This window comes from Streptomyces sp. NPDC023838 (assembly GCF_040639555.1).
Classification (GTDB): domain Bacteria; phylum Actinomycetota; class Actinomycetes; order Streptomycetales; family Streptomycetaceae; genus Streptomyces.
On sequence record NZ_JBFAAD010000060.1, the window covers coordinates 1 to 25,402 of the forward strand.

Below are 25,402 nucleotides of genomic sequence, written 5' to 3' on the forward strand. Positions count from 1 at the left end.
GGGCGAAAGCCCACGTACGTCCAGTACGAGGGCTCTCGCCCGGCGCGCCGAGAGCACGCACCAGACGCCGCCGGACCGCCCTTCGGGCGACGACGCGAATTTGACGACAGGCCCTAGGGCTTGGCCGGTGCATCTGGCGCCCTCGGCGCGGGTGGCCGTTTCGGTGCCGGTGAGCGGGGGCTGGTGCGTCCAACCGCAAGGCGCAGGAGGGCGGTCGACGCGGAGTGTCGGCGAGTGACGGCAACGCCGCAGATATGCGCACCAACCCCCGGGGGCGAGCCAAGATCCACCGGACAGACCCTGAGCGGAGGCGGGCAAAATACCACCAACCTCCGTCCGCCGGGGCAGACTCAGCCAACTCGTGATTCACCCCACACGGTGTCGTCACCGTTTTCCTCAAACCCCTCCCCGGATCACCCGCCTCCGCATTACCGTGCGCACCGCACTTGGAGGCTTTCATGCGTCGGATAATCCTTTCCGGTACCGGCTTGGTCGTCGTCGCCCTGACCGCGACCCTCGCCGCCCTGATCTTTCCCGTCTGGTCCTACGCCGACCGCTCGGGCACCGGACTCGCCAACCTCAACGCCGGTTCCGTGCCCACCCGCTGGGGGCCGCTGTCGGCCGCCGACCGGGACTTCGTCGTACGGGTCAGACTCGCCGGGCTGTGGGAGCTGCCCGCCGGTCAGCAGGCCGTGGAGCGGGCGCCCAGCGCGGCCGTGACAGCCGCGGGACACCACCTCATCGACGGGCACGCCTTCCTCGACGCGCGCGTGCGCGAGGTCGCGGCCCAGCTCGGGATGGAGCTGCCCGACCAGCCCAACGCCCAACAGCGCTCCTGGCTGCGGACCTTGACCTCGGAGAGCGGCAGCACGTACGAGAAGGACTTCGCCAACATTCTGCGTTCGGCGCACGGGAAGGTGTTCTCGCTCGTCGCACAGATCCGGGCCAACACCCGCAACTCGCTGGTGCGCGCACTCGCCGACGACGCCAACACGACCGTCCTGGACCACATCCGGATGCTGGAGGCGACCGGCCTCGTCGACTTCGACGCGCTGGCCCGGGACAGCGTCGCCGGCGCCACGGCCTCCCCCAGCGGGCCGCCCCCGCCCGCCCCGGGCGCCACTCCCCCGTCCCCCGCACCGGTCACCCCGTCCTTCTCGCTGCCGCCCGCCGCCAGCCGCGCCTTCCCCACCGACACTCCGTAACGAAGCGATAACTCCATGTCCACATCATGGGAAAGGCATGGCGTCGGCCTGACCGCTTCACATACAACTCGGCCATGTTCTGGGTTCTGTTCCTGGTAGCCGCGTGCCTCGCGTCCGCCGCCTCGTGCGGGCGGCTCTGCCTCGCCGCGTCCGCCGCGGCCGACCAGGGTCCGGTCAGCCGGGACCCGGCCGGCCTTTCGCTGTACGAGGCCGCCTTCCTCGCGGGCGGCCCGTCCCGGGTCACCGATCTGACCCTGGTCACCATGCACCGCGCCCGCCGTCTGCTGCTCGCGCACACCGGCTGGGCCACGGTCGTCGACCCGGAGGGCCGCGACGAGCTGGAGCGGTCGGTCATCGGCGCGATCGGCCCCGGCGGACAGGCGCGGATAGCGGCGATACGGTCGGCCACGGCCGCCACCGACGCGGTGCACGCCCTGGCCGACCGGCTGGCGGCCGCCGGGCTCGCCGTCCCGGACGTGGTCAGAACGGGCGTCACGGCCTCCGTACGGGCCGTACGCGGCGCGGCGGCGCTCACCCTCACGCTCGGACTGATCGCGCTCCTGATGCCCGGTCAGGACCGCGCCACGCAGGCTGAGATCGCCGCCTGGTTCTCGCTGCCGCTGGTCCTCACCCTCGGCTGCCTCTTCATCGCCCGCTTCGAGGTCCATCCGCACACCCGCTGGGCCTCCCCCGACGGCCAGCGGCTGCTCGGCCGGATCGACCCGGCCGGTGACCCGCTCACCGCCGTCGCGGTACGGGGCGTGAGCGCGGTCGACGACCCGGCGCTGCGCACCGCCCTGCGCGGCGGACGGTCCACCTGACGGACCACCTGACGAGCCACCTGACCGGTGACATTGACCCCGGCGCACCGCACCACGGTGCTTTACATCGTCAATTCCTCCGCTAATCATCCCTTTTGTGCCGGTTGTTCCGGGTGGAACCGTCAAGGGGTCGATGTGCGATGAGAGCAGCAGCGCTGTACGGAACGCTCGGTTCCCTCGTTCTGTCCACCCTGGTCGCCGCACCGGCCGGCGGCCTGGACCCGCTCACCGCCGAGGCGCACGGCACCGTGGTCGCCGCCCGGCGCGCGGCCGCCGCCGGGATCGCGTTCGGCCGCTGCCCCAAGGCGGAGATGCTCCCCGACAGCGTCCAATGCGGCACGGTCCGGGTCCCGCTCGACTACGCCCACCCGGGGGGCCGTCAGATCGCCCTCACCGTCAGCCGGGTGCGGGCCACCGGCAAGTCGGCCGCGCGCCAGGGATCCCTGGTCTACAACCCCGGCGGGCCGGGCGCCTCCAGCATGTACTTCCCGATGGTCGCGAGCCTGCCCGAGTGGAAGGCGCTCGCGGGGGCGTACGACCTGGTCGGCTACGCCCCGCGCGGGGTGGGCCGCTCCGCGCCGCTGTCCTGCCAGGACCCCAAGGACTTCGGCAAGGCGCCCACCCAGGCCCCGACCGACCCCTCGCCCTCGTACAAACTGGAGCGGATCGCGCAGGCCAAGGCGTACGCGGAGGGCTGCGCGCGGAACGCGGGGCGGGCGCTGCGGCACTACACGAGCCTCAACAACGCGCGCGACCTCGATGTGCTGCGGGCCGCGCTGGGCGAGCGGAAGCTGACGTTCGTCGGTGCCTCGTACGGGACGTACTTCGGCGCGGTGTACGCCACGCTCTTCCCCTCGCACGTGCGCCGGATGGTCTTCGACTCGGCGGTCGACCCCGACCCGAGGCAGATCTGGTACCGCAACAACCTGGACCAGTCGCTGGCGTTCGAGAGCCGCTGGGAGGACTTCCGCGCCTGGGTCGCCCGGCACGACGGCGTCTACCACCTGGGCACCACGGCCGAGCAGGTCCTGGAGAACTTCGAGAAGGTGCGCGCCCGGCTGGCCGAGGAACCGGCGGGCGGCACGGTCGGCCCCGGCCAGCTCCAGTCGGCCTTCCTGAAGGCCGGGTACTACGACGACTACTGGGCGATGCGGGCGACCGCGCTCTCGGCGTACCTCAAGGGCGACCCCAAGCCGCTGATCGCGCAGGCCGCGCCGCGCCCGGAGGCGGCGTGGGACGACGAGAACGGGAACGCGGTCTACACGGCGGTCGAGTGCAACGACGCGCCCTGGCCGACGGACTGGGCCACCTGGGACCGCGACAACACCACGCTCGCGGAGATCGCGCCGTTCGAGACGTGGGACAACGCGTGGATGAACCTGCCGTGCGCCTACTGGCCGGCGCCCCGGCAGAAGCCGGTGGACGTGAGGGCGGAGCGCGGGGCGCTGCCGCCGACGCTGATCCTGGCGGCCGAGCGGGACGCGGCGACGCCGTACCCGGGGGCGCTGGCGCTGCAGCGCAGACTGCCGGGGTCGGTCCTGGTGACCGAGAAGGACGCCGGTACGCACGGCATCGGCGGCGGTCCCAACAGTTGCGTCAACGGCTATCTGGTGGACTACCTGCTGAACGGACGGACGCCGGTGCGGCGCGCTACGTGCGCGCCGCACCCGGAGCCGAACCCGGTGTCGCTGGACGAGCGGTCGGCGCCCATGCCTGGGCAGCGGCCGTCCGCTCTCTGATCTTCCGGGTCAGGGGTGAATCCGGGCCCGCCTCGGCGGGCCCGGTCACCGGGCATACGCGGTGGGGGCGGCCGTCAGGCCAGGCCCGCCACCAGATCCGCGACGGACTTCCTCCTGCCCGTGTAGAACGGGACCTCCTCGCGGACGTGCATCCGGGCCTCGGAGGCGCGCAGATGACGCATGAGGTCGACGATGCGGTACAGCTCGTCGGCCTCGAAGGCGAGCAGCCACTCGTAGTCGCCGAGCGAGAACGAGGCGACCGTGTTGGCGCGCACGTCCGGGTAGCCGCGGGCCATCTTGCCGTGGTCGGCGAGCATGCGGCGGCGGTCCTCGTCGGGCAGCAGGTACCAGTCGTAGCTGCGCACGAAGGGGTACACCGACACGTAGTCGCGCGGGGTCTCGTCGGCGAGGAAGGCCGGGATGTGCGACTTGTTGAACTCGGCGGGGCGGTGCAGCGCCATGTTCGACCAGACCGGCTCCAGGGCGCGGCCCAGCTTGGTGCGGCGGAAGAGGTTGTACGCGCTCTGGAGCTCGTCGGCCGTCTCCGCGTGCCACCAGATCATGAGGTCGGCGTCGGCCCGCAGCCCGGACAGGTCGTAGGTGCCGCGCACGGTGATGTCCTTGGCGGCGAGCTGGTCGAACAGCTCCTGGACCTCGTCGGCGAACCCCGTGCGGTCCTCGGGCAGCACGTCGCGCAGCTTGAAGACGGACCACAGCGTGTAGCGGATGACCTCGTTGAGGTCCTTCGCCTTCTTCCCTGCGTTCGGGATCTTTTCCGGTGCACTCATGAGGCTATTGTCCCGCGTCACGCTGAGTGTTCTGCGCCAGGGTCGACGTGGCGATGATCTCGTCCGCGGCGGTCCGGGCGCCGGCGATGCAGGCGGGGATGCCGACCCCGTCGTACGCGGCCCCGCAGACCCGCAGCGCGGGCAGCTTCGCGACGGCCGCGCGGACGCGGGCCACGCGCGCGAGGTGGCCCACCGGGTACTGCGGCAGTCCGCCGGTCCAGCGGGTCACCTCGGTCGCGACCGGCTTGGCGGCGAGGCCCACCGCCTCCCCGAGGTCGCGCAGCGACAGGTCCACCAGCTCGGCGTCGTCGCGCTCCAGGTGCTCCTCCTGGCCGTACCGCCCGATCGAGGTGCGGAGCACGAACAGGTCCGGGGCCCGGTCGGTGACCCACTGCCACTTGTACGAGGAGAAGGTGGACGCCTTGATCGTGCGGCCGTCGACCGAGGGCACCAAGAAGCCCGAGCTGCGTTCCAGGGCCTCCAGGTCGGCGCGCCGGAAGGCCATGGTGACCAGGGCCATCGAGGCGTACTCGACCGTGGCCAACTCGGCCGCCGCGGCCGGGGATTCGGCGGCGAGCAGCGCGGAAGCGGACCAGGCGGGCGACGCGAGGACCACTCCGTCCGCCTCGACCGCGCGTGCCCGGGGGGAGTCCGTACGGACCAGCCAGCCGTCGGCCGTGCGGGTCAGGGCGAGGACGGGCGCCTCCGTAAGGATGAGGCCGCCCTTGGCCCGCACCGCGTCCGCGACCGCCAGGGGCAGGGTGCCCATGCCGCCGTCCAGGCCCATGAAGACCGGGCCGCCGTTCTGCGGCCGGGCGGCGGCCTTCGCCTGGATGGCGGCGACGCCGTCGAGCAGCGAGGTGCTCTCGCGCGCGGCGGTGAAGAGCTGGGGCACGGCGGCGCGCATCGAGATCCGGTAGGCGTCGCCCGCGTACACCCCGCCCAGGAGCGGTTCCACGAGCCGGTCGACGACCTCACGGCCGAGGCGGCCGGCGACGAACTCGCCGACCCCGATGTCGTCCCCGACCTCCGTCGGCGGCAGTTCGCGGTCCTGGGCGATGCGCGCCAGGCCCTCCTCGGAGACGATCCCGGCGAGCGAGGCGGGGTCGGCGGGGACGCCCATCAGATGCCCCTTGGGCATCGGCCGCAGCGCGCCGCGGGTCCAGATCGCCGCCGTCGCCGCGGGCGGCCGCAGCCGGTCGCCGAGGCCGACCTCGCGCGCGAGGCCGACGCCCTCGGGCCGGCGCGCCAGCATCGACTCGGCGCCCAGGTCCACCGGCGCGCCCTCGATCTCGCCCGCGTACAGCTTGCCGCCGAGGCGGTCGGTGGCCTCCAGGACGGTCACGCGCGCCCCGGACTCCAGCAGGCGGTGCGCGGCGGCGAGTCCGGAGATGCCGCCTCCGACGACGACGATGTGCGGTGCGCTGACGGGCGAGTTGTCCATGCGTCCACTCTCTCAGACGCCACTGACACGCCCGCGTCGAGTGCCGCGCCCGGGGAATTCCCGGGCGCCCCCGCACGTATCTTCCGAAGGAAGAGGGTTACGGACCGAGCTAGGGGTACGCAATGGCGGCGGAGCGACTGGTGGTCATCGGGGGCGACGCGGCGGGCATGTCCGCGGCGTCGCAGGCCCGCAGGATGAAGGGGCCGGACGACCTGGAGATCGTCGTGTTCGAGCGCGGCCACTTCACCTCGTACTCCGCCTGCGGCATCCCCTACTGGGTGGGCGGCGACGTGGGCGAGCGGGACGAGCTGATCGCGCGGACGCCCGAGGAACACCGTGAGCGCGACATCGACCTGCGGATGCGCACAGAGGCCGTGGAGATCGACACGGACAGGCGGCGGGTGCGCGCCCGCGGCCTGGAGTCGGGCGAGGAGTCCTGGACGGCGTACGACAAGCTCGTCGTCGCCACCGGTGCCCGCCCGGTGCGTCCGTCGCTGCCGGGCATCGACGCTCCGGGTGTGCACGGGGTGCAGACCCTCGACGACGGCCAGGCGCTGCTCGACACGTTGAACGCGACGGAGGGCCGCCGCGCGGTGATCGTGGGCGCGGGCTACATCGGTGTGGAGATGGCCGAGGCGCTGCTGCACCGCGACTACGAGGTGACGGTGGTGACGCGCGGGAAGGAGCCGATGTCCACGCTCGACCCGGACATGGGCCGCCTCGTCCACGAGGCGATGGACGGGATGGGCATCACCACCGTCACCGGCGCCGAGGTCACCGAGATCCTCACCGATGAGGACGGAAAGGTGCGGGCGGTCGCGACGGCGGACGCCGAGTACCCGGCGGACGTCGTGGTCCTCGGCATCGGCGTCGAGCCGCGCACCGAACTGGCCCGGAAGGCCGGGCTGCCGCTCGGCGAGCACGGCGGGCTGCTCACGGACCGCGCGATGCGGGTGCGCGGCCACGAGGACATCTGGGCGGGCGGCGACTGCGTGGAGGTGCTCGACCTGGTGTCGGGCCGCGAGCGTCACATCGCGCTCGGCACGCACGCCAACAAGCACGGCCAGATCATCGGCTCGGGTGTGGGCGGCGGTTACGGGACGTTCCCGGGCGTCGTCGGTACGGCGGTGAGCAAGGTCTGCGACCTGGAGATCGCCCGCACGGGCCTGCGCGAACGCGAGGCGCGCGAGGCGGGGCTGCAGTTCGTGACGGCCACCATCGAGTCCACGAACAGCGCGGGGTACTACCCCGGAGCCGCCCTGATGACGGTGAAGATGCTCGCCGAGCGGCGTACGGGACGGCTGCTCGGCGTCCAGATCGTGGGCCGCGAGGGCGCCGCCAAGCGCGTCGACATCGCGGCCGTGGCGCTGACGGCGGGCATGACCGTGGAGCAGGTGGTCACCCTGGACCTCGGGTACGCGCCGCCGTTCTCGCCGGTCTGGGACCCGGTCCTGGTCGCCGCCCGCAAGGCCGTGTCGGCCGTACGGGCGGCGGGGAACTAGGGCCTGTCCGGTGGAGCCGGCCCTGGGCCTCAGCGCGCGGTCTGGCTGTGGACGTGGTCCACCAGGCGGGTCAGCGCGTCCGGGTCGGTCGTCGGCAGGACGCCGTGGCCCAGGTTGAAGACGTGGCCCTCCAGGCCCGCCGCCGCGTCCAGGACCTCGCGGGTCTTCTCCTCGACCGCCTCGGTCGTCGAGAAGAGGACGGCCGGGTCCAGGTTGCCCTGGAGCGCCTTGCCGGGGCCGACGCGGCGGGCGGCCTCGTCGAGCGGGACGCGCCAGTCGACGCCGACGACGTCCGCCCCGGCCTCGCCCATCAGGCCGAGGAGTTCACCGGTGCCGACGCCGAAGTGGATGCGCGGCACGCCGTACTTCTCGACCTCGCGGAAGACCTTCGCGGAGGCGGGCATCACCGAGCGGCGGTAGTCGGCGGGGGCCAGCGCGCCCACCCAGGAGTCGAAGAGCTGGACGGCGGAGGCGCCCGCCTCGATCTGCACCTTCAGGAAGGCGCCGGTGATCTCGGCGAGGCGGTCGAGCAGGTCGGCCCAGAGCTGCGGGTCGCCGTACATGAGCGCCTTGGTGTGCTCGTGGTTGCGGGACGGGCCGCCCTCCACGAGGTAGCTCGCCAGGGTGAAGGGCGCGCCCGCGAAGCCGATCAGCGGTGTCTCGCCGAGCTCGGCGGTCAGCATGCCGATCGCCTCGGTGACGTAGTGGACGTCCTCGGGGGTGAGGTCGCGCAGCCGTGCGAGGTCCTCGCGCGTACGGATCGGCTCCGCGACGACCGGGCCGACGCCCGGCTTGATGTCGAGGTCGATGCCGATGGCCTTGAGCGGGACCACGATGTCGCTGAAGTAGATGGCCGCGTCCACATTGTGGCGGCGCACCGGCTGGAGCGTGATCTCGGTGACCAGCTCGGGCCGCATGCACGACTCCAGCATGGGAATGCCCTCGCGCACCTTCAGGTACTCGGGAAGCGAGCGCCCCGCCTGCCGCATGAACCAGACCGGCGTGTGCGGCACCGGCTCACGGCGGCACGCCTTCAGGAAGGCGGAGTCATACGTCTGTGTCGGCGGGCCCTTGGGGCTATCGATGGCGTTCACGCCCAGAATCTTCGCACGTGCCGCGAACGGGTCGGCGGGCCCCGGGTGTCCCTACCGGCGCGGGGCGCCCGTTCCGCCTAGTCTTCCCCGCATGGCTGCCGCTCAGGGACGAACTTCGGATGGCGCCGGCGGCACGGACAGTGCGGACGGCAGGACCGTGCCGCTCGCCTTCCGCCAGGCGGTCGACGGGTTGCGGGGCGCCCGGCTGCGCCCAGAGATCGAGGTCGACCCCACCAGGCCGCCGCAGCGTCTGGCGCCGCACGCGTACGCGCTGGAGGCCGCGGTCGTCGAGAACGACGAGGACCTCGCGGACGGCCGGCTCGTCCTGCTGCACGACCCGGCCGGGCACGACTCCTGGCAGGGAACGTTCCGCCTCGTCACGCTCGTACGGGCGGAGCTGGAGCCGGAGATGGCGGCGGACCCGCTGCTGCCCGAGGTCTGCTGGTCGTGGCTGACGGGTGCGTTGGAGGCGCGCGGGCTCTCGTACGGGGAGGCGAGCGGCACGGTGACGCGGGCCGGCTCGTACTACTTCGGCGGCCTCGCCCAGCGGCTGCCCGCCACCCAGATAGAGATCCGGGCGTCCTGGACGCCGCGCGAGGGGCAGGGCGGGGTGCCGGACACGGCCTCGCACCTGGCGGCTTGGTGCGACCTGTTGTGCCAGGTCGCCGGGTTGCCGCCGCTGCCCACGGCGGACGCGGGCGTCGTCACGCTGCCGCAGCGGCGGGATCCGCGCTAGGGCTTGTCGTCAAATTCCCGTCTGTCCTGCGACGCCTGGCACGCCCTTCGGGCGACGACGGGAATTTGACGACAGGCCCTAGGCGCGTGGCGCTGCGCTGTGCCGGTGCGGGTGGCTGCGCGGTGCCGGTGCGGGTGGCTGCGCTGTGCCGGTGCGGATCTCCGGTGCGGGCCGGTGGGGTGGTCGCGCCCCTGGAGGCCCTCGTTCGTCCGCGGATCGTGCTGGGCCGGCCGCGCAGTTCCCCGCGCCCCTTGGGTAGTCGGCCGCGAACGAACCCCGGGCGGTCGTCCGGTCACTCCCCACTCGACCACCTGTCCGAATTGCCCTAAATGTTTCTCACCAAATCGTGATCATTCCCTAAAGCTGCACGGCTGGCCTGCCGAAGAGGTCTGTGACCCTATCTGCACGGTTCGCCCCGGCTTCATCCCCGAGCCGGCTCCGTCTCGCACCTTCCCCCCAGGAGGCCTGGTGTCCGTTCTCCTTGAGCAGCCCGCAAGCCTGGTCGCCTACCGCCCGAACAAGCCGACGGCCATGGTCGTCGTCGCCGACCCCCGAGTCCGCTCCACGGTCACGCGCCATCTGTGGGCTCTCGGAGTACGGGACGTCATCGAGGCGTCGTCCATCGCGGAGGCACGTCCCCGCGTCAGCAACCCGCGCGACATCTGCGTTGCCGACGTCCATCTGCCCGACGGTTCCGGGCTGACCCTGCTGTCCGAGACCCGCGCTGCGGGCTGGCCCAACGGCCTGGCCCTGTCGGCCGCCGACGACATCGGCGCCGTGCGCAACGCCCTCGCGGGCGGCGTGAAGGGCTATGTCGTCACCGGTACGCGTACGAACATCGGCCACCCCACCCGACCCGGCGCCGCCCCCATCGGCGCCACGGCCGCCCGTATGCACCGCCGCCCCCCGGGTACCCCGAGCCACCCGGGCGGCTACCGCGAGCTCTCCGGGCGCGAGGTCGAGGTGCTGCGGCTGGTCGCCGAGGGCCAGTCCAACAAGGCGATCGGCGTGTCCATGGGGCTCTCCGCGCTGACCGTCAAGAGCCACCTCGCCAGAATCGCGCGCAAGCTCGGCACGGGCGACCGGGCGGGCATGGTGGCCGTCGCCCTGCGCACCGGAATCATCCACTGACCCAGGGGTCCCGCGGGGCATGCTCCCCCCACACGGCACCGTGCGCCCCTCGCGCGCCCGTCGGCGGAACGTTCCGTCGACGGGCGAGGCGTATACACAAGTACCCTTGACAGGTGACCGACGCCCAAAAGACCGCAGCAGAGACAGCACTGCGAACCACCGGGGGCGCCCCCCCGGACGACGACGTCCCGGTCGAAGGGCAGCCGACTCCCCTGCTGGAGCCGCGTGACGGAGTTCCGCCCGTCGTAGCCACCGACGAGGAGCTCGCCGAAGTCGTCGCCGCGTTCGCGGCCGGCACCGGCCCCGTGGCCGTGGACGCCGAGCGCGCCTCCGGCTACCGGTACGGCCAGCGTGCCTACCTCGTCCAGCTCCGCCGCGAGGGCGCGGGCACCGCGCTCATCGACCCGGTGGGCTGCCCCGACCTCTCCGCACTCGGCGACGCCCTCGCCGACACCGAGTGGATCCTGCACGCCGCCACCCAGGACCTGCCGTGCCTGCGCGAAATAGGCATGGTGCCGTCGAGCCTCTTCGACACCGAGCTCGCCGGCCGCCTCGCGGGCTTTCCGCGCGTGGGCCTGGGCGCGATGGTCGAGAGCGTCCTCGGATACGCCCTGGAGAAGGGCCACTCCGCGGTGGACTGGTCGACCCGCCCGCTGCCCGAGCCCTGGCTGCGGTACGCGGCGCTCGACGTGGAGCTCCTCGTCGACCTGCGCGACGCGCTGGAGAAGGAGCTCGACCGGCAGGGCAAGCTGGACTGGGCCCGTCAGGAGTTCGACGCGATCGCCGCGGCGCCGCCCGCGCCGCCCCGCAAGGAGCCCTGGCGGCGCACCTCCGGCATGCACAAGGTCCGCCGGCGCCGCCAGATGGCCGCCGTGCGCGAGCTGTGGACCGCCCGGGACAAGGTCGCCCAGCGCCGGGACGTCTCGCCGGGCAAGGTGCTCAGCGACTCCGCGATCATCGAGGCGTCGCTGGCGCTGCCGCTCAACGTGCAGGCACTGATGGCGCTGCCTGGCTACGGCCACCGGATGGGGCGGCGCCAGCTGGAGCAGTGGCAGGCGGCCGTCGACCGGGCGCGGGCCCTGCCGGACTCCGACCTTCCGCAGCCCGGGCAGGCGGTCGCGGGCCCGCCGCCGCCGCGCTCGTGGGCGGACAAGGACCCGGCCGCCGCGGCCCGGCTCTCGGCGGCGCGGGCGGCGGTCTCGGAGCTGGCCGAGCGGCTGAACATGCCGCAGGAGAACCTGATCACCCCGGACACGGTGCGCCGGGTGTGCTGGGAGCCGCCGGGTGACCGCTCCGAGGCGGCGGTCGCTCAGGCGCTCACCGCGTACGGGGCGCGCCGCTGGCAGGTCGAGCAGGTGACGCCGCTGCTCGCGGCGGCGCTGGCCGCCAACAGCTGAGCCGGACGAGCGCCCACGTACCCCCTGACGACCACGGTCATCAGGGGGTACAGCCATGACGGGGCCCGTGTGGAGTGTGACCTTCACCGCTCCTGGCGCCGGGACTGGGCAGTTTGGTTACCCGCAAGTAGCATGGCGGGGTGAGCGCGCGCTCAGTGCGAGTGCGCCACGCGCAGCAGTGCCATCCCGCACCCTGGAGGAGAGCCATCGTGCCTCGTACCGTCAGGGACGTCGTCTTCGTCGACGGCGTCCGCACCCCGTTCGGCAAGGCGGGCCCGAAGGGCATCTACCACGAGACCCGGGCCGACGATCTCGTCGTCAAGGCGATCCGGGAGCTGCTGCGCCGCAACCCGGCCCTCGACCCCAAGAAGATCGACGAGGTCGCCATCGCCGCGACCACGCAGATCGGTGACCAGGGTCTGACCCTGGGCCGCACGGCCGGCATCCTCGCGGGTCTGCCGCAGTCCGTGCCCGGCTACTCCATCGACCGCATGTGCGCCGGCGCGCTGACCGCCGTCACCTCGGTCGCCGGCTCGATCGCCTTCGGCGCCTACGACGCCGTGATCGCCGGTGGCGTCGAGCACATGGGCCGCCACCCGATGGGCGAGGGCGTCGACCCGAACCCGCGCTTCGTCAGCGAGAAGCTGGTCGACGAGTCCGCCCTCTTCATGGGCATGACCGCCGAGAACCTGCACGACCGCTACCCGCACATCACCAAGCAGCGCGCCGACGAGTACGCCGTGCGCTCGCAGGAGAAGGCGGCGAAGGCGTACGCGAACGGGAAGATCCAGCAGGACCTCGTCCCGATCTCGGTGCGCAACACCAACGCCGAGGTCGGCGAGACCGGCTGGGGCCTGGTCACCGCCGACGAGCCGATGCGCCCGGGCACCACGCTGGAGAGCCTGGCGGGCCTGAAGACGCCGTTCCGCGTCCACGGCAACGTCACCGCGGGCAACGCGGCCGGCCTCAACGACGGCGCCACCGCGTCGATCATCGCGTCCGAGGAGTTCGCGCGCGAGAACGGCCTGCCGGTCAAGATGCGCCTCGTCTCGTACGCCTTCGCCGGTGTCGAGCCGGAGGTCATGGGTTACGGCCCGATCCCGGCCACCGAGAAGGCGCTGGCCAAGGCCGGTCTCTCGATCGAGGACATCAACCTCTTCGAGGTCAACGAGGCCTTCGCCGTCCAGGTCCTCGCGTTCCTGGACCACTACGGCATCGCCGACGACGACGCCCGCGTCAACCAGTACGGCGGCGCCATCGCGTTCGGCCACCCGCTCGCCTCCTCGGGCGTACGCCTGATGACCCAGCTGGCGCGGCAGTTCGAGGAGCAGCCGGAGGTCCGCTACGGCCTCACCACCATGTGCGTCGGCTTCGGCATGGGCGCCACGGTCATCTGGGAGAACCCGCACCACAAGGACGCCGGAGGCAGCAAGTGAGCACCACCGCTGAGCTTTTGAAGGGTGCGGCCGAGCTGTTCCCGGACGAGGTCGTCACCTCGGCGCACGTGCGCCACCTGGACCTGCCGTTCGGCGCGGGCAGGTTCGCGCTGATCACGCTGGACAACGGCTTCGACCACACCAAGCCGACCACCTTCGGCCCCGGCTCGCTGGCGAACCTCAACGCCGCCATCGACCAGGTGGAGAAGGAGGCGGCCGAGGGCACCATCGTCGGCGTCGGTGTCACCGGCAAGCCGTTCATCTTCGCGGTCGGCGCCGACCTCAAGGGCGTCGAGATCCTCAAGAAGCACGAGGACGCGCTCGCCATCGGCAAGAGCGGCCACGAGGTCTTCAAGCGCCTCGCCGCGCTGGCCGTGCCGACCTTCGCCTACTACAACGGCGCGGCCATGGGCGGCGGTGTCGAGGTCGGTCTGCACTGCTCCTACCGCACCGTCTCCAAGGCCATCCCGGCCTTCTCGCTGCCCGAGGTCTTCCTCGGTCTGGTTCCGGGCTGGGGCGGCTGCGCCCTGCTCCCGAACCTGATCGGCGCCGAGCGCGCGGTCTCGGTCATCATCGAGAACTCGCTGAACCAGAACCGCCAGCTCAAGGGCAAGCAGGTCTTCGAACTCGGCATCGCGGACGCGATCTTCGAGGGCGCGGACTTCCTGGAGCAGTCGCTGATCTGGACCGCGAACGTCCTCAAGGGCGACGTCGTGGTCGAGCGCCCCGAGGTCGACCGCGGCGAGGCCTGGGACCAGGCCGTCGCCAAGGGCCGGTTCGTCGCCGACTCCAAGGTGCACGGCGCGGCCCCGGCCGCCTACCGCGCGCTCGACATCATCGAGGCGGCCAAGGACGGCGACCTCCAGGCCGGTTTCGACGCTGAGGACAAGGCGCTCGCCGACCTGATCATGGGTGGCGAACTCCGCAGCGGCATCTACGCGTTCAACCTGGTGCAGAAGCGCGCCAAGCGTCCGGCGGGTGCGCCCGACAAGTCGCTCGCGCGCCCGGTCACCAAGGTCGGCGTGGTGGGCGCGGGCCTGATGGCCTCGCAGCTCGCGCTGCTGTTCCTGCGCCGCCTGGAGGTGCCGGTCGTGCTGACCGACATCGACCAGGAGCGCGTCGACAAGGGTGTGGGCTACGTCCACGCCGAGATCGACAAGCTGCTCGCCAAGTCCCGTATCAACCAGGACAAGGCCAACCGCCTCAAGGGCCTGGTCTCCGGTGTGCTGGACAAGGCCGAGGGCTTCTCCGACGCCGACTTCATCATCGAAGCCGTCTTCGAGGAGATCGGTGTCAAGCAGCAGGTGTTCGCGGAGGTCGAGGCGGTCGCCCCGGCGCACGCGATCCTCGCCACCAACACCTCCTCGCTGTCGGTCTCCGAGATGGCGTCGAAGCTGAAGCACCCCGAGCGGGTCGTCGGCTTCCACTTCTTCAACCCGGTCGCGATCCTCCCGCTCCTGGAGATCGTGCGCGGCGAGCAGACCGACGACGCGGCGCTGGCCACGGCGTTCGGTGTGGCGCGCAAGCTGAAGAAGACCGCGGTCCTGGTGAAGGACGCCCCGGCGTTCGTCGTCAACCGCATCCTGACCCGCTTCATGGGCGAGATCCAGAACGTCATCGACGAGGGCACCCCGGTCGAGGTCGCCGAGAAGGCGGTCGAGCCGCTGGGCCTGCCGATGTCGCCGCTGGTGCTCCTGGAGCTGGTCGGCCCGGCCATCGGTCTGCACGTCTCGGAGACGCTGAACCGCTCCTTCCCGGACCGCTTCACCGTGTCCCCGAACCTCGCGGCGGTCGTCAAGGCGGGCAAGCGCGGCTTCTACGTGTACGACTCCGGGAAGCCGGAGCTGGACCCGGAGGTCGCGGCGCTCCTCAAGCAGGGCGATGTCGTCCTGACCGAGGAGCAGACCCGCGACCGCGTCCTGGACGCCGTGGCGCAGGAGATCGGCCTCATGCTGGAGGAGGGTGTCGTCGCCGAGGCGCAGGACATCGACCTCTGCCTGATCACCGGCGCCGGCTGGCCCTTCCACCTGGGCGGCATCACGCCGTACCTGGACCGTGAGGGCGTCTCGGAGCGCGTGAACGGGAAGAAGTTCCTGGCGCAGGGCGTGGCGAGCGTCCCGGCGTAACGCCCCCTCAGAAGTACGCAGGAGGCCCCCCGCAGCAGCGGGGGGCCTCTTCGCGTATGGGGGGCGGGCGGTCGAGACGGCCGCCCAGGGCGTCAGACGACCGTCCAGGGCTCCAGGGCCAGGCCCGGCTCGGTGGTCTTCTGACGGGTGATCCGCAGCCGTCCGTCGGTGCCGAAGGCGGCGAGGACGACCCGCCCGGCGGCATCGGTGGCCAGCGCCGGTACACCCGCGCAGACCTCGCCCGTGGAGGCCCACACCGCGCCGGCCGACTCGGCCTCGGTCGGGTAGGCGGCGAGCGCCGGGCGGCCGTCGGGGCCGCGCTGGGCCAGCAGGGTGCAGTCGTGGCCGTCCACCGGCGTGCGCAGCACGGCGACCGGGCCACTGGCGGCGCCGCCGAGCGGCACGGACGGGACGTCCGCGTCATCCACGTCATCCGCGCCGTCCGCGCGGAAGGCGTGCACCTCGCCCTCCTCGGTCTCGCGCCAGAAGAAGGTGGTCCGGCCCTCGCCGGTGTGCAGGGCGCTCACCGAGCCGTCCGCCACCTGGAGCTCGAGGTCGGACACCCGCTCGTACTTGTCACTCCCGGCGGCCCTCGTCCAGCGCATCACACCGCGCTTGGCCGGCATCACGACGTCGACCCTGCCGTCCTCGGCCGCGCCCGCGCAGACCGCGCCGTACGAGCCGGAGCCGTCGAGGTCGAGCCAGTTGCTCCACTTCCCGGAGGTCTGCTGGACGCGGGCGCAGAGGCCGGTCCCCGCATTGCGGATGAAGACGTTCAGGTTGTCGGCGGAGTCGACGACGGCGGCCGGGTGACCGACCTTGGCGGCCCTCGTCTGGTCGCGGTAGGGGGTGCCCAGCGGATACCAGTCCTTGACGGGACGGCCCGATTGGTACTGAACGGCGTGGACGACGTCGTAGTGGGGCTCACCCGCGGGCGTCGCATTGCGCTGCAACGCGAGGAAGTGGACATACCCGTCGCCGCCCTGCGCGACGGTCAGGCGCGGGCCGAGCCCGGGCGCCGGGACGACCAGCTCGGGGCCGGTCCACTCGGGGCCGCCGGGGTGCGTCTCGGTCCAGCGGAGCACACCGCCCGCGCCCGGCGCGTACGCGGTCAGCCGGCCGTCCTTGCCGCGCAGCAGCCAGCCGGTGACCGCCGGGGAGCCGTCGGGCAGGGCGGGCGAGGGGACGAGGCCGGGCGCGCTGGCGGCGGGTGCGGCGGTGGGGGTCTCGTGCTCCCGGCCCGCCTGCCCCTTCGAGCTACGCGCAGGCTTGAACGCCATGGCTCACCGACCACCTTTCCCTACCAGATCCGCGATGAGCGGCAAGATGCGACACACCATGAGACTCCAGCGACAATAACACTCGCCCCGGGGCCCGGATTTCGCGGGATTTCCCCGGCCCGACGTGCGATTTTCCCCCGCCCCGTGGCACTCTGCCGGGATGGGGACGACCTCGCTGGTGATCGTGGACGCGGCCAATGTGGTGGGCTCGGTGCCGGACGGCTGGTGGCGCGACCGGCGCGGCGCCGCGGAGCGCCTGCGCGACCGCCTGGTGGGCTACGCCGAGGCCGGTCTGCCGGACTGTCCGGGCCCCGTCGAGCTGGTCCTGGTGGTCGAGGGCGCGGCCCGCGGGGTGGAGCCGGTGGCGGGCGTACGGGTCGACGCGGCGCCCGGCAGCGGCGACGACCGGATCGTGGAGCTGGCCGCCGGACGCTCCCCGGACCGCCCCTGCTTGGTGGTGACGGCCGACCGCGAGCTGCGCCGCCGGGTGGAGGCGCTCGGGGCGCGGTGCGTGGGGCCGCGGACGGTGCGTCATCCCGCCGGGGGCGCGGAGGACGCGGACGGCTGAGTCCGTACGTACAGGACCGCCCCGTCGACCGTCTCGGCCAGCGGTTCGTAGTGGGCCGCGAGGAGGCGGCGCAGGCTGGGGAGGCGTTCGGGGGCGTACGGATCGCCCCGGGAGTCGTCGACGATCAGCACGGGCGGCCGCGCGCCCAGCTCCGCGCGCAGGACCGGCCAGGAGCCCTCCACGCCGTACTTCTCCCCCACCTGGGGGCCGTCGCGGCCGCCGCTGTAGTTGGTGAGCAGCCCGGCGGTCAGATAGCGGGTGGCGGGGGCGCGGCCGGAGAGCCAGTACGTCTCGGGGTGTATGCCCCAGACCAGGACCGGGTCGTCCGGCGCCGAGCGCGCCCGTACGGCGGCCGCCAGGCGCTCGGCGTGCGCCAGTTCGGGGCGCGGGGCGAGCAGGCCCCAGGTGAGGAAGAGCGCGCAGGTGCAGGCCGAGGCGAGCAGCGCGCAGGTCAGCCGGTGCGGCGGCAGGATCTGCAGGGCGGCCGCCGCGAGCAGCACCAGCGGCGGGATGAGCTGGAGGTAGTAGTGGCCGAAGAAGTGGAAGCCGGCGAGGACGGCGCCGGCCGATGAGGCGAGCCACAGCCACACGTCCGGGGCGCCGGTCCTGGCGATCCGCAGCACCCGCACCACGGGCGGGACCAGCCCGGCGCAGGCGAACGCGAGGAGCGCGGTGTTGACCAGCCCCCGGGCCAGGACGTGGAGTTCGGAGCCGGTGAACGAGGCGTAGGCGCCGGAGCCGGTGACCGTCCAGAACAGGAACCGGGCCGGGCCGGTGAGCAGCGCGCCCAGCAGCACCGGGCCGCAGAGCCCGGCGCCGGTGCGCAGCAGGGCGGCGCGGCGGTGCGGGGCCGTACGCCACATCAGCCAGAGCACGGGGACCAGGGCCGCGCCGCCGGTCTGCTTGGTGAGGAGGGCGCCGGCCACGGCCAGCCCCGCGCGGGCCCACTGGCGCCGGTCGGCGCAGCGCACGGCGGCGACCGTGAACGGCAGCATGAACACCTCGAAGGTGGCCGCCTGGGTGTCCTCGGGGTTGAGGCCGACGGAGACCAGCAGGTGCAGCACGCCCGCGACCCTGCCCGCCCCGTCGCCCCAGCGGCGGCGGGCGGTGGAGGCGAGGAGCGCCGCGGTGAGCAGCTGGGCTCCCACGGCGGCGAAGCGCAGCGGGCCGAGGGAGGTGTCGCCGAACACCGCGAAGGCTGCCTCGTACAGCCAGGGCAGCAGGGGCGGCTTGCGGTCGACGACGGTGTCGTACAGCGCTCCCCCGGCGGCGAGTTGGCGCGCCTGGACGGCGAGGTAGCCCTCGTCGGGGTTCCACAGGGGATGCCGGAAGGACGGCAGCCGGGTCAGCACGGCCAGGGCGGCGAGCGCGGGCAGCAGCCGCGCCCAGTACCCGGCGCCACGCCCGCGCACCGGCTCCGCACGCGGCCGCGGCACCCGTGACGTGCGTACGGAGCGTGACGGGGCGAGGGAGTCGGTGGGCGTACGGTGCACGAGGTGCACGCTATCCGGCCCCATAGTTCCTGCCGAAGCGGGACATACGGGGCCGTGCGATCAACTCCGGGAACCGATGGGCGTCACTCTACGTTGATGCGGCTGTGGGACCGCCCGTACAGGAAGTACACGACGAAGCCGATCACCATCCAGATCCCGAACCGCAGCCAGGTCTCGGCGGGCAGATTGAGCATCAGCCACAGCGAGGCGCCCACCGACAGGATCGGCACCCAGGGCACCAGCGGGGTGCGGAAGGCGCGGTGCAGATCGGGCCGGGTGCGCCGCAGGATGATCACGCTCACCGCCACGATGACGAAGGCGAAGAGGGTGCCGATGTTCACCAGCTCGGCGAGCTCGCTGAGGCTGGTGAAGCCCGCCAGGATCGCGATGAGCCCGCCGAGCAGGATGGTCGGGCGGTGCGGGGTGCGGAACTTGGGGTGGACGCGCGAGAAGAAGCGGGGCAGCAGCCCGTCCCGGCTCATCGCGAAGAACACCCGGGTCTGCCCGAGCAGCAGGATCATGCAGACCGTGGTGAGGCCGACGGCGGCGCCGAAGCTGATGACGCCCGCGTAGAACGGGTGCCCGGTGGCCTTGAAGGCGTCGGCGAGCGGGGCGTCGACGGAGAGCTGGGTGTAGTGCTGCATGCCGGTGACGACGATCGCGACGGCGACGTACAGGGCGGTGCAGATGAAGAGCGAGCCGAGGATGCCGCGCGGCATGTCCCGCTGCGGGTTCTTGGTCTCCTCGGCGGCGGTCGCCACGATGTCGAAGCCGATGAAGGCGAAGAAGACGACGGACGCGGCGGTGAAGATGCCCATGACGCCGAAGTTGGTCGGCGCGTAGCCCGACATCAGCTCGATCAGCGGCGCCTTGAGGCTGCTCCCTGCGGGCTGCGGCTGCGCCTTCGGGATGAAGGGCTTGTAGTTGTCGGACTTGATGAAGAAGGCGCCCGCGATGATCACGATCAGCACGACGGTGACCTTGATGGCCACGACGACCGAGGTGACGCGTGCGGAAAGCTTCATGCCGAGGACCAGGATGGCGGTCAGCACCAGGACGAGGGCGGCGGCGAGGATGTCGAAGCCGAAGCCGTGGGCGCCCTCGCGGCCGGACAGGGCGTCCGGCAGGTGCCAGCCCGCGTTGTCCATCAGTGAGCGTACGTACCCCGACCAGCCGACGGCCACCACCGCCGTGCCGAGGGCGAATTCGAGCACCAGGTCCCACCCGATGATCCAGGCGGGGAGCTCGCCGAGCGAGGCGTACGAGAACGTGTAGGCGGACCCGGCCACCGGGACCGTGGAGGCGAACTCCGCGTAGCAGAGCGCCGCCAGCGCGCAGACCACGCCGGCCGCCACGAACGCGAGGGAGACCGCCGGGCCCGCGTTCTCCTTGGCCACCTTGCCCGTGAGGACGAAAATGCCGGTGCCGATGATGACACCGACGCCGAAGACCGTCAGATCGAGAACGGACAGCGACTTCTTGAGTGCGTGTTCCGGCTCCTCCGTGTCCGCGATGGACTTCTCAATTGATTTGGTCCGAAACAGACCGGTACCAGCCACCTTGTGCACCTCCGCTAGCTCATGTCCCCGCCATGATCGGGACGAGTGGCGGTACGGGTACCGGGCAGCGGCCGTAATTCACGCGGATGGGCCGGTCCAACCACCCGTACAGGGCGATCGGACCGGCCCATTGACCGGTCGCCGGCTGTTCACCGGCGCCTTCGTCAGTCGCGCGCGGGCTCCACGGCGCTCGCGCTCTCCAGGCCGCCGAGCCTGGCGACCAGGCCGGTGACCTGGCGGGCGATGTCCGGTGCCGTCAGCCCGATCTCGGCCATGACCTCCTTGCGGGAGGCGTGGTCGAGGAAGCGCGGCGGAATGCCGAAGTCGCGCAGCGGTACGTCGACGCCCGCGTCGCGCAGCGCCTGGGCGACGGCCGAGCCGACCCCGCCGACGCGGCTGTTGTCCTCGACGGTGACGACGACCCGGTGGGTCTCGGCGAGCGGCGCCAGCGCCTCGTCGACCGGCTTGACCCAGCGCGGGTCGACCACGGTCGTCGAGATGCCCTGGGCGTCCAGCAGATCGGCGATCTCCAGGCACATCGGGGCGAGCGCACCGACGGAGACCAGGAGCACGTCCGGGAGCTCGGCGTCGGCGCGGCGCAGCACGTCCATGCCGCCGATCCGGCCGACCGCCTGGACCGCGGGGCCGACCGCGCCCTTGGAGAAGCGCACGACGGTCGGGGCGTCCTCGACCTCCACGGCCTCGCGCAGCTGCGCGCGGACCTGGTCGGCGTCGCGCGGGGCCGCGATCCGCAGGTCCGGGACGACCTGGAGGATCGACATGTCCCACATGCCGTTGTGCGAGGCGCCGTCGGTGCCGGTGACCCCCGCCCGGTCCAGTACGAAAGTCACACCGCACTTGTGGAGGGCGACATCCATCAGGACCTGGTCGAAGGCACGATTGAGGAATGTGGCGTAGACGGCGAAGACGGGGTGCAGACCACCGGTGGCGAGGCCCGCCGCGGAGACCGCGGCGTGCTGCTCGGCGATGCCCACGTCGTAGACCCGCTCGGGGAAGGCCTTGGCGAACTTGTCGAGCCCGACCGGCTGGAGCATGGCCGCGGTGATCGCGACGATGTCCTCGCGCTCCTTGCCGAGCTTGACCATCTCCTCGCCGAAGACCGAGGTCCAGTCGAGGCCGGAGGTGGAGACCGGCAGGCCGGTGTCCGGGTGGATCTTGCCGACGGCGTGGAAGCGGTCGGCCTCGTCCGCCAGGGCGGGCTGGTAGCCGCGGCCCTTCTCGGTGAGGCAGTGCACGATGACCGGGCCGCCGAAGCGCTTGGCGCGCGTCAGGGCGGACTCCAGGGCCTCGATGTCGTGGCCGTCGATCGGGCCGACGTACTTCAGCCCCAGGTCCTCGAACATGCCCTGCGGGGCGATGAAGTCCTTGAGGCCCTTCTTCGCGCCGTGCAGCGTCTCGTAGAGCGGCCTGCCGACGACCGGGGTGCGCTCCAGCAGGTCCTTGCCCTTGGCCAGGAAGCGCTCGTAGCCGTCGGTGGTGCGCAGGGTCGCCAGGTGGTTGGCGAGGCCGCCGATGGTCGGCGCGTAGGAGCGCTCGTTGTCGTTGACCACGATGACCAGCGGGCGGTCCTTGGCGGCGGCGATGTTGTTCAGCGCCTCCCAGGCCATGCCGCCGGTGAGCGCGCCGTCGCCGATGACGGCGACGACGTGGTCGTCCTTCTTCAGGACCTCGTTGGCCTTGGCGAGGCCGTCGGCCCAGCCCAGCACGGTGGAGGCGTGGCTGTTCTCGATGAAGTCGTGCTCGGACTCGGCGCGGGCCGGGTAGCCGGAGAGGCCGCCCTTCATCTTCAGCTTGGAGAAGTCCTGACGGCCGGTGAGGAGCTTGTGCACATAGCTCTGGTGGCCGGTGTCCCACAGGACCTTGTCCTTGGGCGACTCGAAGACGCGGTGCAGCGCGATGGTGAGCTCCACGACGCCCAGGTTGGGGCCGAGGTGCCCGCCGGTCTTGGCGACCGCGTCCACGAGAAAGGTCCGGATCTCAGCGGCCAGCTGGTCCAGCTGCTCCGGGCTGAGCCGGTCGAGATCGCGCGGTCCCCTGATACGGGTAAGCAGCGGCACCCGTGCCTCCTTGCATCCGTGCTGGTCGAGCATGCCGATTCCGCCGAGTCTAATGTTCCGTTCGCGACGGCGGTCATCGGGCGGTGCGTTCCGCGTCACCCGAACGGCTGACATCCACGGCCGCGCACAGACGTGCCCGGCGCCGCGAGGGCACCGGGCACGTCGGTGGTCCTGCCGTGAGCCCCCCGTTGCCCCGCAAGGGGCGAGAGGGGGTGTGGGCCGCGGGTCAGGCGCGGCCGGCGGACTTCTGGGTCTTGCGGGTGACCGCGTCGATCACGACGGTCGCGAGCAGTACGCCACCCGTGATCATGTACTGGATCGGCGAGGCGATGCCCTGCAGCGCCAGGCCGTACTGGATCGAGGTGATCACCAGCACACCGAGCAGTGCGTTCCAGGTGCGGCCACGGCCGCCGAAGAGGCTGGTGCCGCCGATGACGGCCGCCGCGATGGCGTTCATCAGGAGCTCACCGCTGCCCGCGCCCTGGTTGGCCGCGGTGATCTTCGACGCGAGGAAGAGACCGCCGATGGCCGCGAAGGTGCCGGAGATGGCGTAGATCGAGGTGCGGATCATCACGACGTTGATACCGGCCCGGCGGGAGGCCTCGATGGAGCCGCCGAGCGCGAAGACCTTGCGGCCGTACGCGGTGCGCCGGAGCACGAAGTCGGTGAGGACCAGGACCGCCAGGAAGAGCACCACCGCGAGCGGGAGGCCCTTGTACTGGTTGTAGACGGCGGCGGCGCCGACGGCCGGGACCGCGAGCAGCACCGTGCGCAGCACGACCTCGCTGAGCGGCCGGGACGGCACCCCGGCCGCCTCACGGCGCCGGCTGTCGAGGAACGAGGTGAGGAAGAACGCCACCACCGCGACCGCGGCCAGGCCGTACGCGGCCGCCACATCGCTGAAGTAGTAGCTGGTCAGCTTGGCGACCAGGCCCTCGGAGTCCAGGTTGATCGTGCCGTTGCTGCCGAGGATCTGGAGCATGAAGCCGTTCCAGAACAGCAGACCGGCCAGGGTCACGGCGAACGCGGGGACGCCGATCTTGGCGAAGACGAAGCCGTGGATGGCGCCGGCGACCGTACCGGTCAGCACCGCCAGGACCAGGGCCAGCCACTCGGCCATGCCGTGGGTGACGTTGAGCACCGCGAAGGTGGCACCGGCGACACCGCTGACCGAGCCGACCGACAGGTCGATCTCGCCGAGCAGCAGCACGAAGACGATGCCGGTGGCGATCATGCCCGTACCGACCATGGCGACGCTGATGTCGGAGAGGTTGCCGGCGGTCAGGAAGTTCGAGTTCAGGCTCTGGAAGATCGCCATGATGACGATCAGGCCGACGACGACCGGCAGCGACCCGAGGTCGCCCGCCTTCATCTTGCGCTTGAACTCGGACAGGTAGCCCGCGAAGCCTTGCTCGCGCACGAGCAGGCGCGGGTCGACGGCGGTGACCGCCTCGCCCGCGGCGGGCGGCGCGTCCACGGGGGCCTCGTGCGGCTTGTCGAGGTGGATCGGCTCGGTCGGATCGGCCTTGTCCACGGGGGAGGTCTTGTCGGTGTTCACTTCTGAACCTCCGCGTTGCGCGCCGCACGGCGGGTCACGGCGTTGTCCGTGGCGCCGGTGATGGCGGAGATGATCTCTTCCTGCGAGGTGGTCTTGACCTCGAAGACGCCGTTGTTGCGACCCAGGCGCAGTACGGCGACCTTGTCCGCGACGGCCTTCACATCGGCCATGTTGTGGCTGATGAGGATGACCGCGTGGCCGCGCTCGCGCAGCCGCTCGACCAGGTCGAGAACCTGCGCGGTCTGCTCGACGCCGAGGGCCGCGGTCGGCTCGTCGAGGATGACGAGCTTGGGCTCGCCGAGCATCGAGCGGGCGATGGCGACGGTCTGGCGCTGTCCGCCGGAGAGCGAGGCGATCGGGATGCGGACGCTCGGAATGCGGATCGACAGCGTGGTGAGCAGCTCGCGCGAGCGGCGCTCCATCTCGACCTCGTCGAGGATGCCGCGCTTGCGCAGCTCCCGGCCGAGGTAGAGGTTGCCGACGACGTCGATGTTGTCGCACAGCGCGAGGTCCTGGTAGACGGTCGCGATGCCGAGCGACTGGGCGTCGTGCGGCTTGTTGATCTGTACGCCGCGGCCCTCCCACTCGATGACGCCGTCATCGATGGGGTGGACCCCTGCGATCGTCTTGACCAGCGTGGACTTTCCGGCTCCGTTGTCGCCCACCAGGGCGACCACCTCACCGGCGTGGACCTCAAGCTCTACGTCGGTGAGCGCCTGAACGGCACCGAACCGCTTGGAGACCCCGCGCAACGCCAGCACGGGCGTAGCGGACACGTGAACCATCTCCTTCGCCGCCTGACCGGCGGGGATGCCGCGCCCGAGGAGAGGGGCGCGGAGGTTGAGCAGAAGAGAACGGGGAGAAGAAGCGTTCCGTCCGGCGCCCCGCCCGATAGCGGGGGCTGAGAAGGAGGGCGGGGCGCCGGAGGGGCTTCGGGGGCCGGGGCCCCGGTGTACGTGGTGGAGATCCTCGTACACGGGGAGACCCGGCGGGGGGACTACTTCAGGCCGAGTGCGTCGCAGGCGGCCTTGTAGTTCGAGGTGCAGATCTCGTCGACCTTGTAGATGCCGTCCTTGATGACGGTGTCCTTGATGTTGTCCTTGGTCAGCGACACGACCGGGAGGATCACCGACGGGACGCCCTTGGTGGTCGGGCTGTCGACCTTGGACTTCGCGATCGAGTCCAGCTTCTCACCCTTGGCCAGCGCGACGGCCATCTCGGCCGCGATCGGGCCTTCCTGGACGTAGGGCTTGTAGACGCTCATGAACTGCTCGCCCGCGACGATGCGCTGCACGCCCGCGAGCTCCGCGTCCTGGCCGGTGACCGGGGGAAGCTTGGACAGGCCGGCCGCCTTGAGGGCGGTGATGATGCCGCCCGCCATGCCGTCGTTGGCGGAGTAGACGCCGATGACCTTGTCCTTGCCGAGGGCCGAGATCGCGCCCTCCAT

Annotated in this window: 20 protein-coding genes; 10 read left to right on the plus strand and 10 right to left on the minus strand. The window is 71.9% G+C overall.

Annotation, left to right across the window (positions count from 1 at the left end; genetic code table 11):
• The first annotated feature begins 458 nt into the window (after positions 1–458).
• The 3 genes from AB0G17_RS36020 (at position 459) to AB0G17_RS36030 (ending at position 3,765) form a co-directional block, all read left to right on the plus strand.
• Positions 459–1,205: a DUF4142 domain-containing protein gene (locus AB0G17_RS36020; RefSeq protein WP_361392060.1), complete on the plus strand. Its 747-nt coding sequence runs from the start codon at positions 459–461 to the stop codon at positions 1,203–1,205.
• Positions 1,206–1,279: 74 nt separating this feature from the next.
• Positions 1,280–2,026, plus strand: a complete 747-nt coding sequence (locus AB0G17_RS36025; protein ID WP_361392063.1) for a TIGR04222 domain-containing membrane protein — start codon at positions 1,280–1,282, stop codon at positions 2,024–2,026.
• Positions 2,027–2,166: 140 nt separating this feature from the next.
• Positions 2,167–3,765 (plus strand): alpha/beta hydrolase, encoded by a 1,599-nt coding sequence (locus AB0G17_RS36030; protein ID WP_361392066.1) that lies wholly within the window; start codon positions 2,167–2,169, stop codon positions 3,763–3,765.
• Between the two features lie 74 nt (positions 3,766–3,839).
• Here AB0G17_RS36030 and hemQ read toward each other — a convergent pair whose 3' ends face one another.
• Complete coding sequence (gene hemQ, locus AB0G17_RS36035) at positions 3,840–4,553, minus strand: hydrogen peroxide-dependent heme synthase (protein WP_361392069.1); 714 nt, start codon at positions 4,551–4,553, stop codon at positions 3,840–3,842.
• 4 nt (positions 4,554–4,557) lie between these two features.
• Entirely contained in the window at positions 4,558–5,997 is a 1,440-nt protein-coding gene (gene hemG / locus AB0G17_RS36040; RefSeq protein ID WP_361392072.1) for a protoporphyrinogen oxidase, read from the minus strand.
• A 122-nt stretch (positions 5,998–6,119) separates the two neighbouring features.
• Here hemG and AB0G17_RS36045 point away from each other — a divergent pair, with 122 nt between their 5' ends.
• Positions 6,120–7,499, plus strand: coding sequence for an FAD-dependent oxidoreductase (locus AB0G17_RS36045; protein ID WP_361392075.1), 1,380 nt, complete (start codon positions 6,120–6,122; stop codon positions 7,497–7,499).
• A gap of 29 nt (positions 7,500–7,528) precedes the next feature.
• Here the strand turns inward: AB0G17_RS36045 and hemE are convergent, their stop codons facing one another.
• Positions 7,529–8,593: a uroporphyrinogen decarboxylase gene (hemE, locus tag AB0G17_RS36050; protein WP_361392078.1), complete on the minus strand. Its 1,065-nt coding sequence runs from the start codon at positions 8,591–8,593 to the stop codon at positions 7,529–7,531.
• A 91-nt stretch (positions 8,594–8,684) separates the two neighbouring features.
• On the opposite strand from hemE, the gene AB0G17_RS36055 reads away from it, so the two are divergent.
• The 5 genes from AB0G17_RS36055 (at position 8,685) to AB0G17_RS36075 (ending at position 15,419) form a co-directional block, all read left to right on the plus strand.
• Positions 8,685–9,329 (plus strand): DUF3000 domain-containing protein, encoded by a 645-nt coding sequence (locus AB0G17_RS36055; RefSeq protein WP_361392081.1) that lies wholly within the window; start codon positions 8,685–8,687, stop codon positions 9,327–9,329.
• A 468-nt stretch (positions 9,330–9,797) separates the two neighbouring features.
• Positions 9,798–10,460 (plus strand): response regulator transcription factor, encoded by a 663-nt coding sequence (locus AB0G17_RS36060; RefSeq protein WP_361392084.1) that lies wholly within the window; start codon positions 9,798–9,800, stop codon positions 10,458–10,460.
• A gap of 113 nt (positions 10,461–10,573) precedes the next feature.
• Positions 10,574–11,857, plus strand: coding sequence for a ribonuclease D (locus AB0G17_RS36065; protein WP_361392087.1), 1,284 nt, complete (start codon positions 10,574–10,576; stop codon positions 11,855–11,857).
• 209 nt (positions 11,858–12,066) lie between these two features.
• Positions 12,067–13,293 carry an acetyl-CoA C-acyltransferase gene (locus tag AB0G17_RS36070; protein WP_361392090.1) on the plus strand — a complete coding sequence of 409 codons (1,227 nt, stop codon included), beginning with the start codon at positions 12,067–12,069 and terminating at the stop codon, positions 13,291–13,293.
• The gene (locus tag AB0G17_RS36075; protein WP_361392093.1) at positions 13,290–15,419 is read left to right on the plus strand and encodes a 3-hydroxyacyl-CoA dehydrogenase NAD-binding domain-containing protein; all 2,130 of its coding nucleotides are present in this window, start codon (positions 13,290–13,292) and stop codon (positions 15,417–15,419) included. Before AB0G17_RS36070 ends, AB0G17_RS36075 begins: the two co-directional genes overlap by 4 nt.
• Positions 15,420–15,511: 92 nt before the next feature.
• Here the strand turns inward: AB0G17_RS36075 and AB0G17_RS36080 are convergent, their stop codons facing one another.
• Positions 15,512–16,699 carry a hypothetical protein gene (locus AB0G17_RS36080; protein ID WP_361392096.1) on the minus strand — a complete coding sequence of 396 codons (1,188 nt, stop codon included), beginning with the start codon at positions 16,697–16,699 and terminating at the stop codon, positions 15,512–15,514.
• Between the two features lie 160 nt (positions 16,700–16,859).
• Between AB0G17_RS36080 and AB0G17_RS36085 the strand changes: the two genes are divergently transcribed.
• A complete protein-coding gene (locus tag AB0G17_RS36085; protein WP_361392099.1) occupies positions 16,860–17,267 on the plus strand; it encodes an NTP pyrophosphohydrolase in 408 nt (135 codons plus the stop codon).
• On the opposite strand, the gene AB0G17_RS36090 is transcribed toward AB0G17_RS36085, so the two are convergent.
• From AB0G17_RS36090 to AB0G17_RS36115, 6 genes are all read right to left on the minus strand, one after another.
• Positions 17,231–18,703, minus strand: coding sequence for a glycosyltransferase family 39 protein (locus tag AB0G17_RS36090; protein WP_361392114.1), 1,473 nt, complete (start codon positions 18,701–18,703; stop codon positions 17,231–17,233). The two genes, AB0G17_RS36085 and AB0G17_RS36090, sit on opposite strands and share 37 nt — an antisense overlap.
• A gap of 140 nt (positions 18,704–18,843) precedes the next feature.
• On the minus strand, positions 18,844–20,319 hold the full coding sequence (locus AB0G17_RS36095) for an amino acid permease (protein ID WP_361392102.1): 1,476 nt from the start codon (positions 20,317–20,319) through the stop codon (positions 18,844–18,846).
• Positions 20,320–20,483: 164 nt separating this feature from the next.
• A complete protein-coding gene (gene dxs / locus AB0G17_RS36100) occupies positions 20,484–22,397 on the minus strand; it encodes a 1-deoxy-D-xylulose-5-phosphate synthase (RefSeq protein ID WP_361392105.1) in 1,914 nt (637 codons plus the stop codon).
• A 226-nt stretch (positions 22,398–22,623) separates the two neighbouring features.
• Complete coding sequence (locus AB0G17_RS36105) at positions 22,624–23,874, minus strand: sugar ABC transporter permease (RefSeq protein WP_361392117.1); 1,251 nt, start codon at positions 23,872–23,874, stop codon at positions 22,624–22,626.
• A 77-nt stretch (positions 23,875–23,951) separates the two neighbouring features.
• On the minus strand, positions 23,952–24,740 hold the full coding sequence (locus AB0G17_RS36110) for an ATP-binding cassette domain-containing protein (protein ID WP_361392108.1): 789 nt from the start codon (positions 24,738–24,740) through the stop codon (positions 23,952–23,954).
• A 212-nt stretch (positions 24,741–24,952) separates the two neighbouring features.
• Positions 24,953–25,402, minus strand: a 450-nt coding sequence (locus tag AB0G17_RS36115; RefSeq protein WP_361392111.1) for a substrate-binding domain-containing protein, incomplete at its 5' end; no start/stop codon positions are given.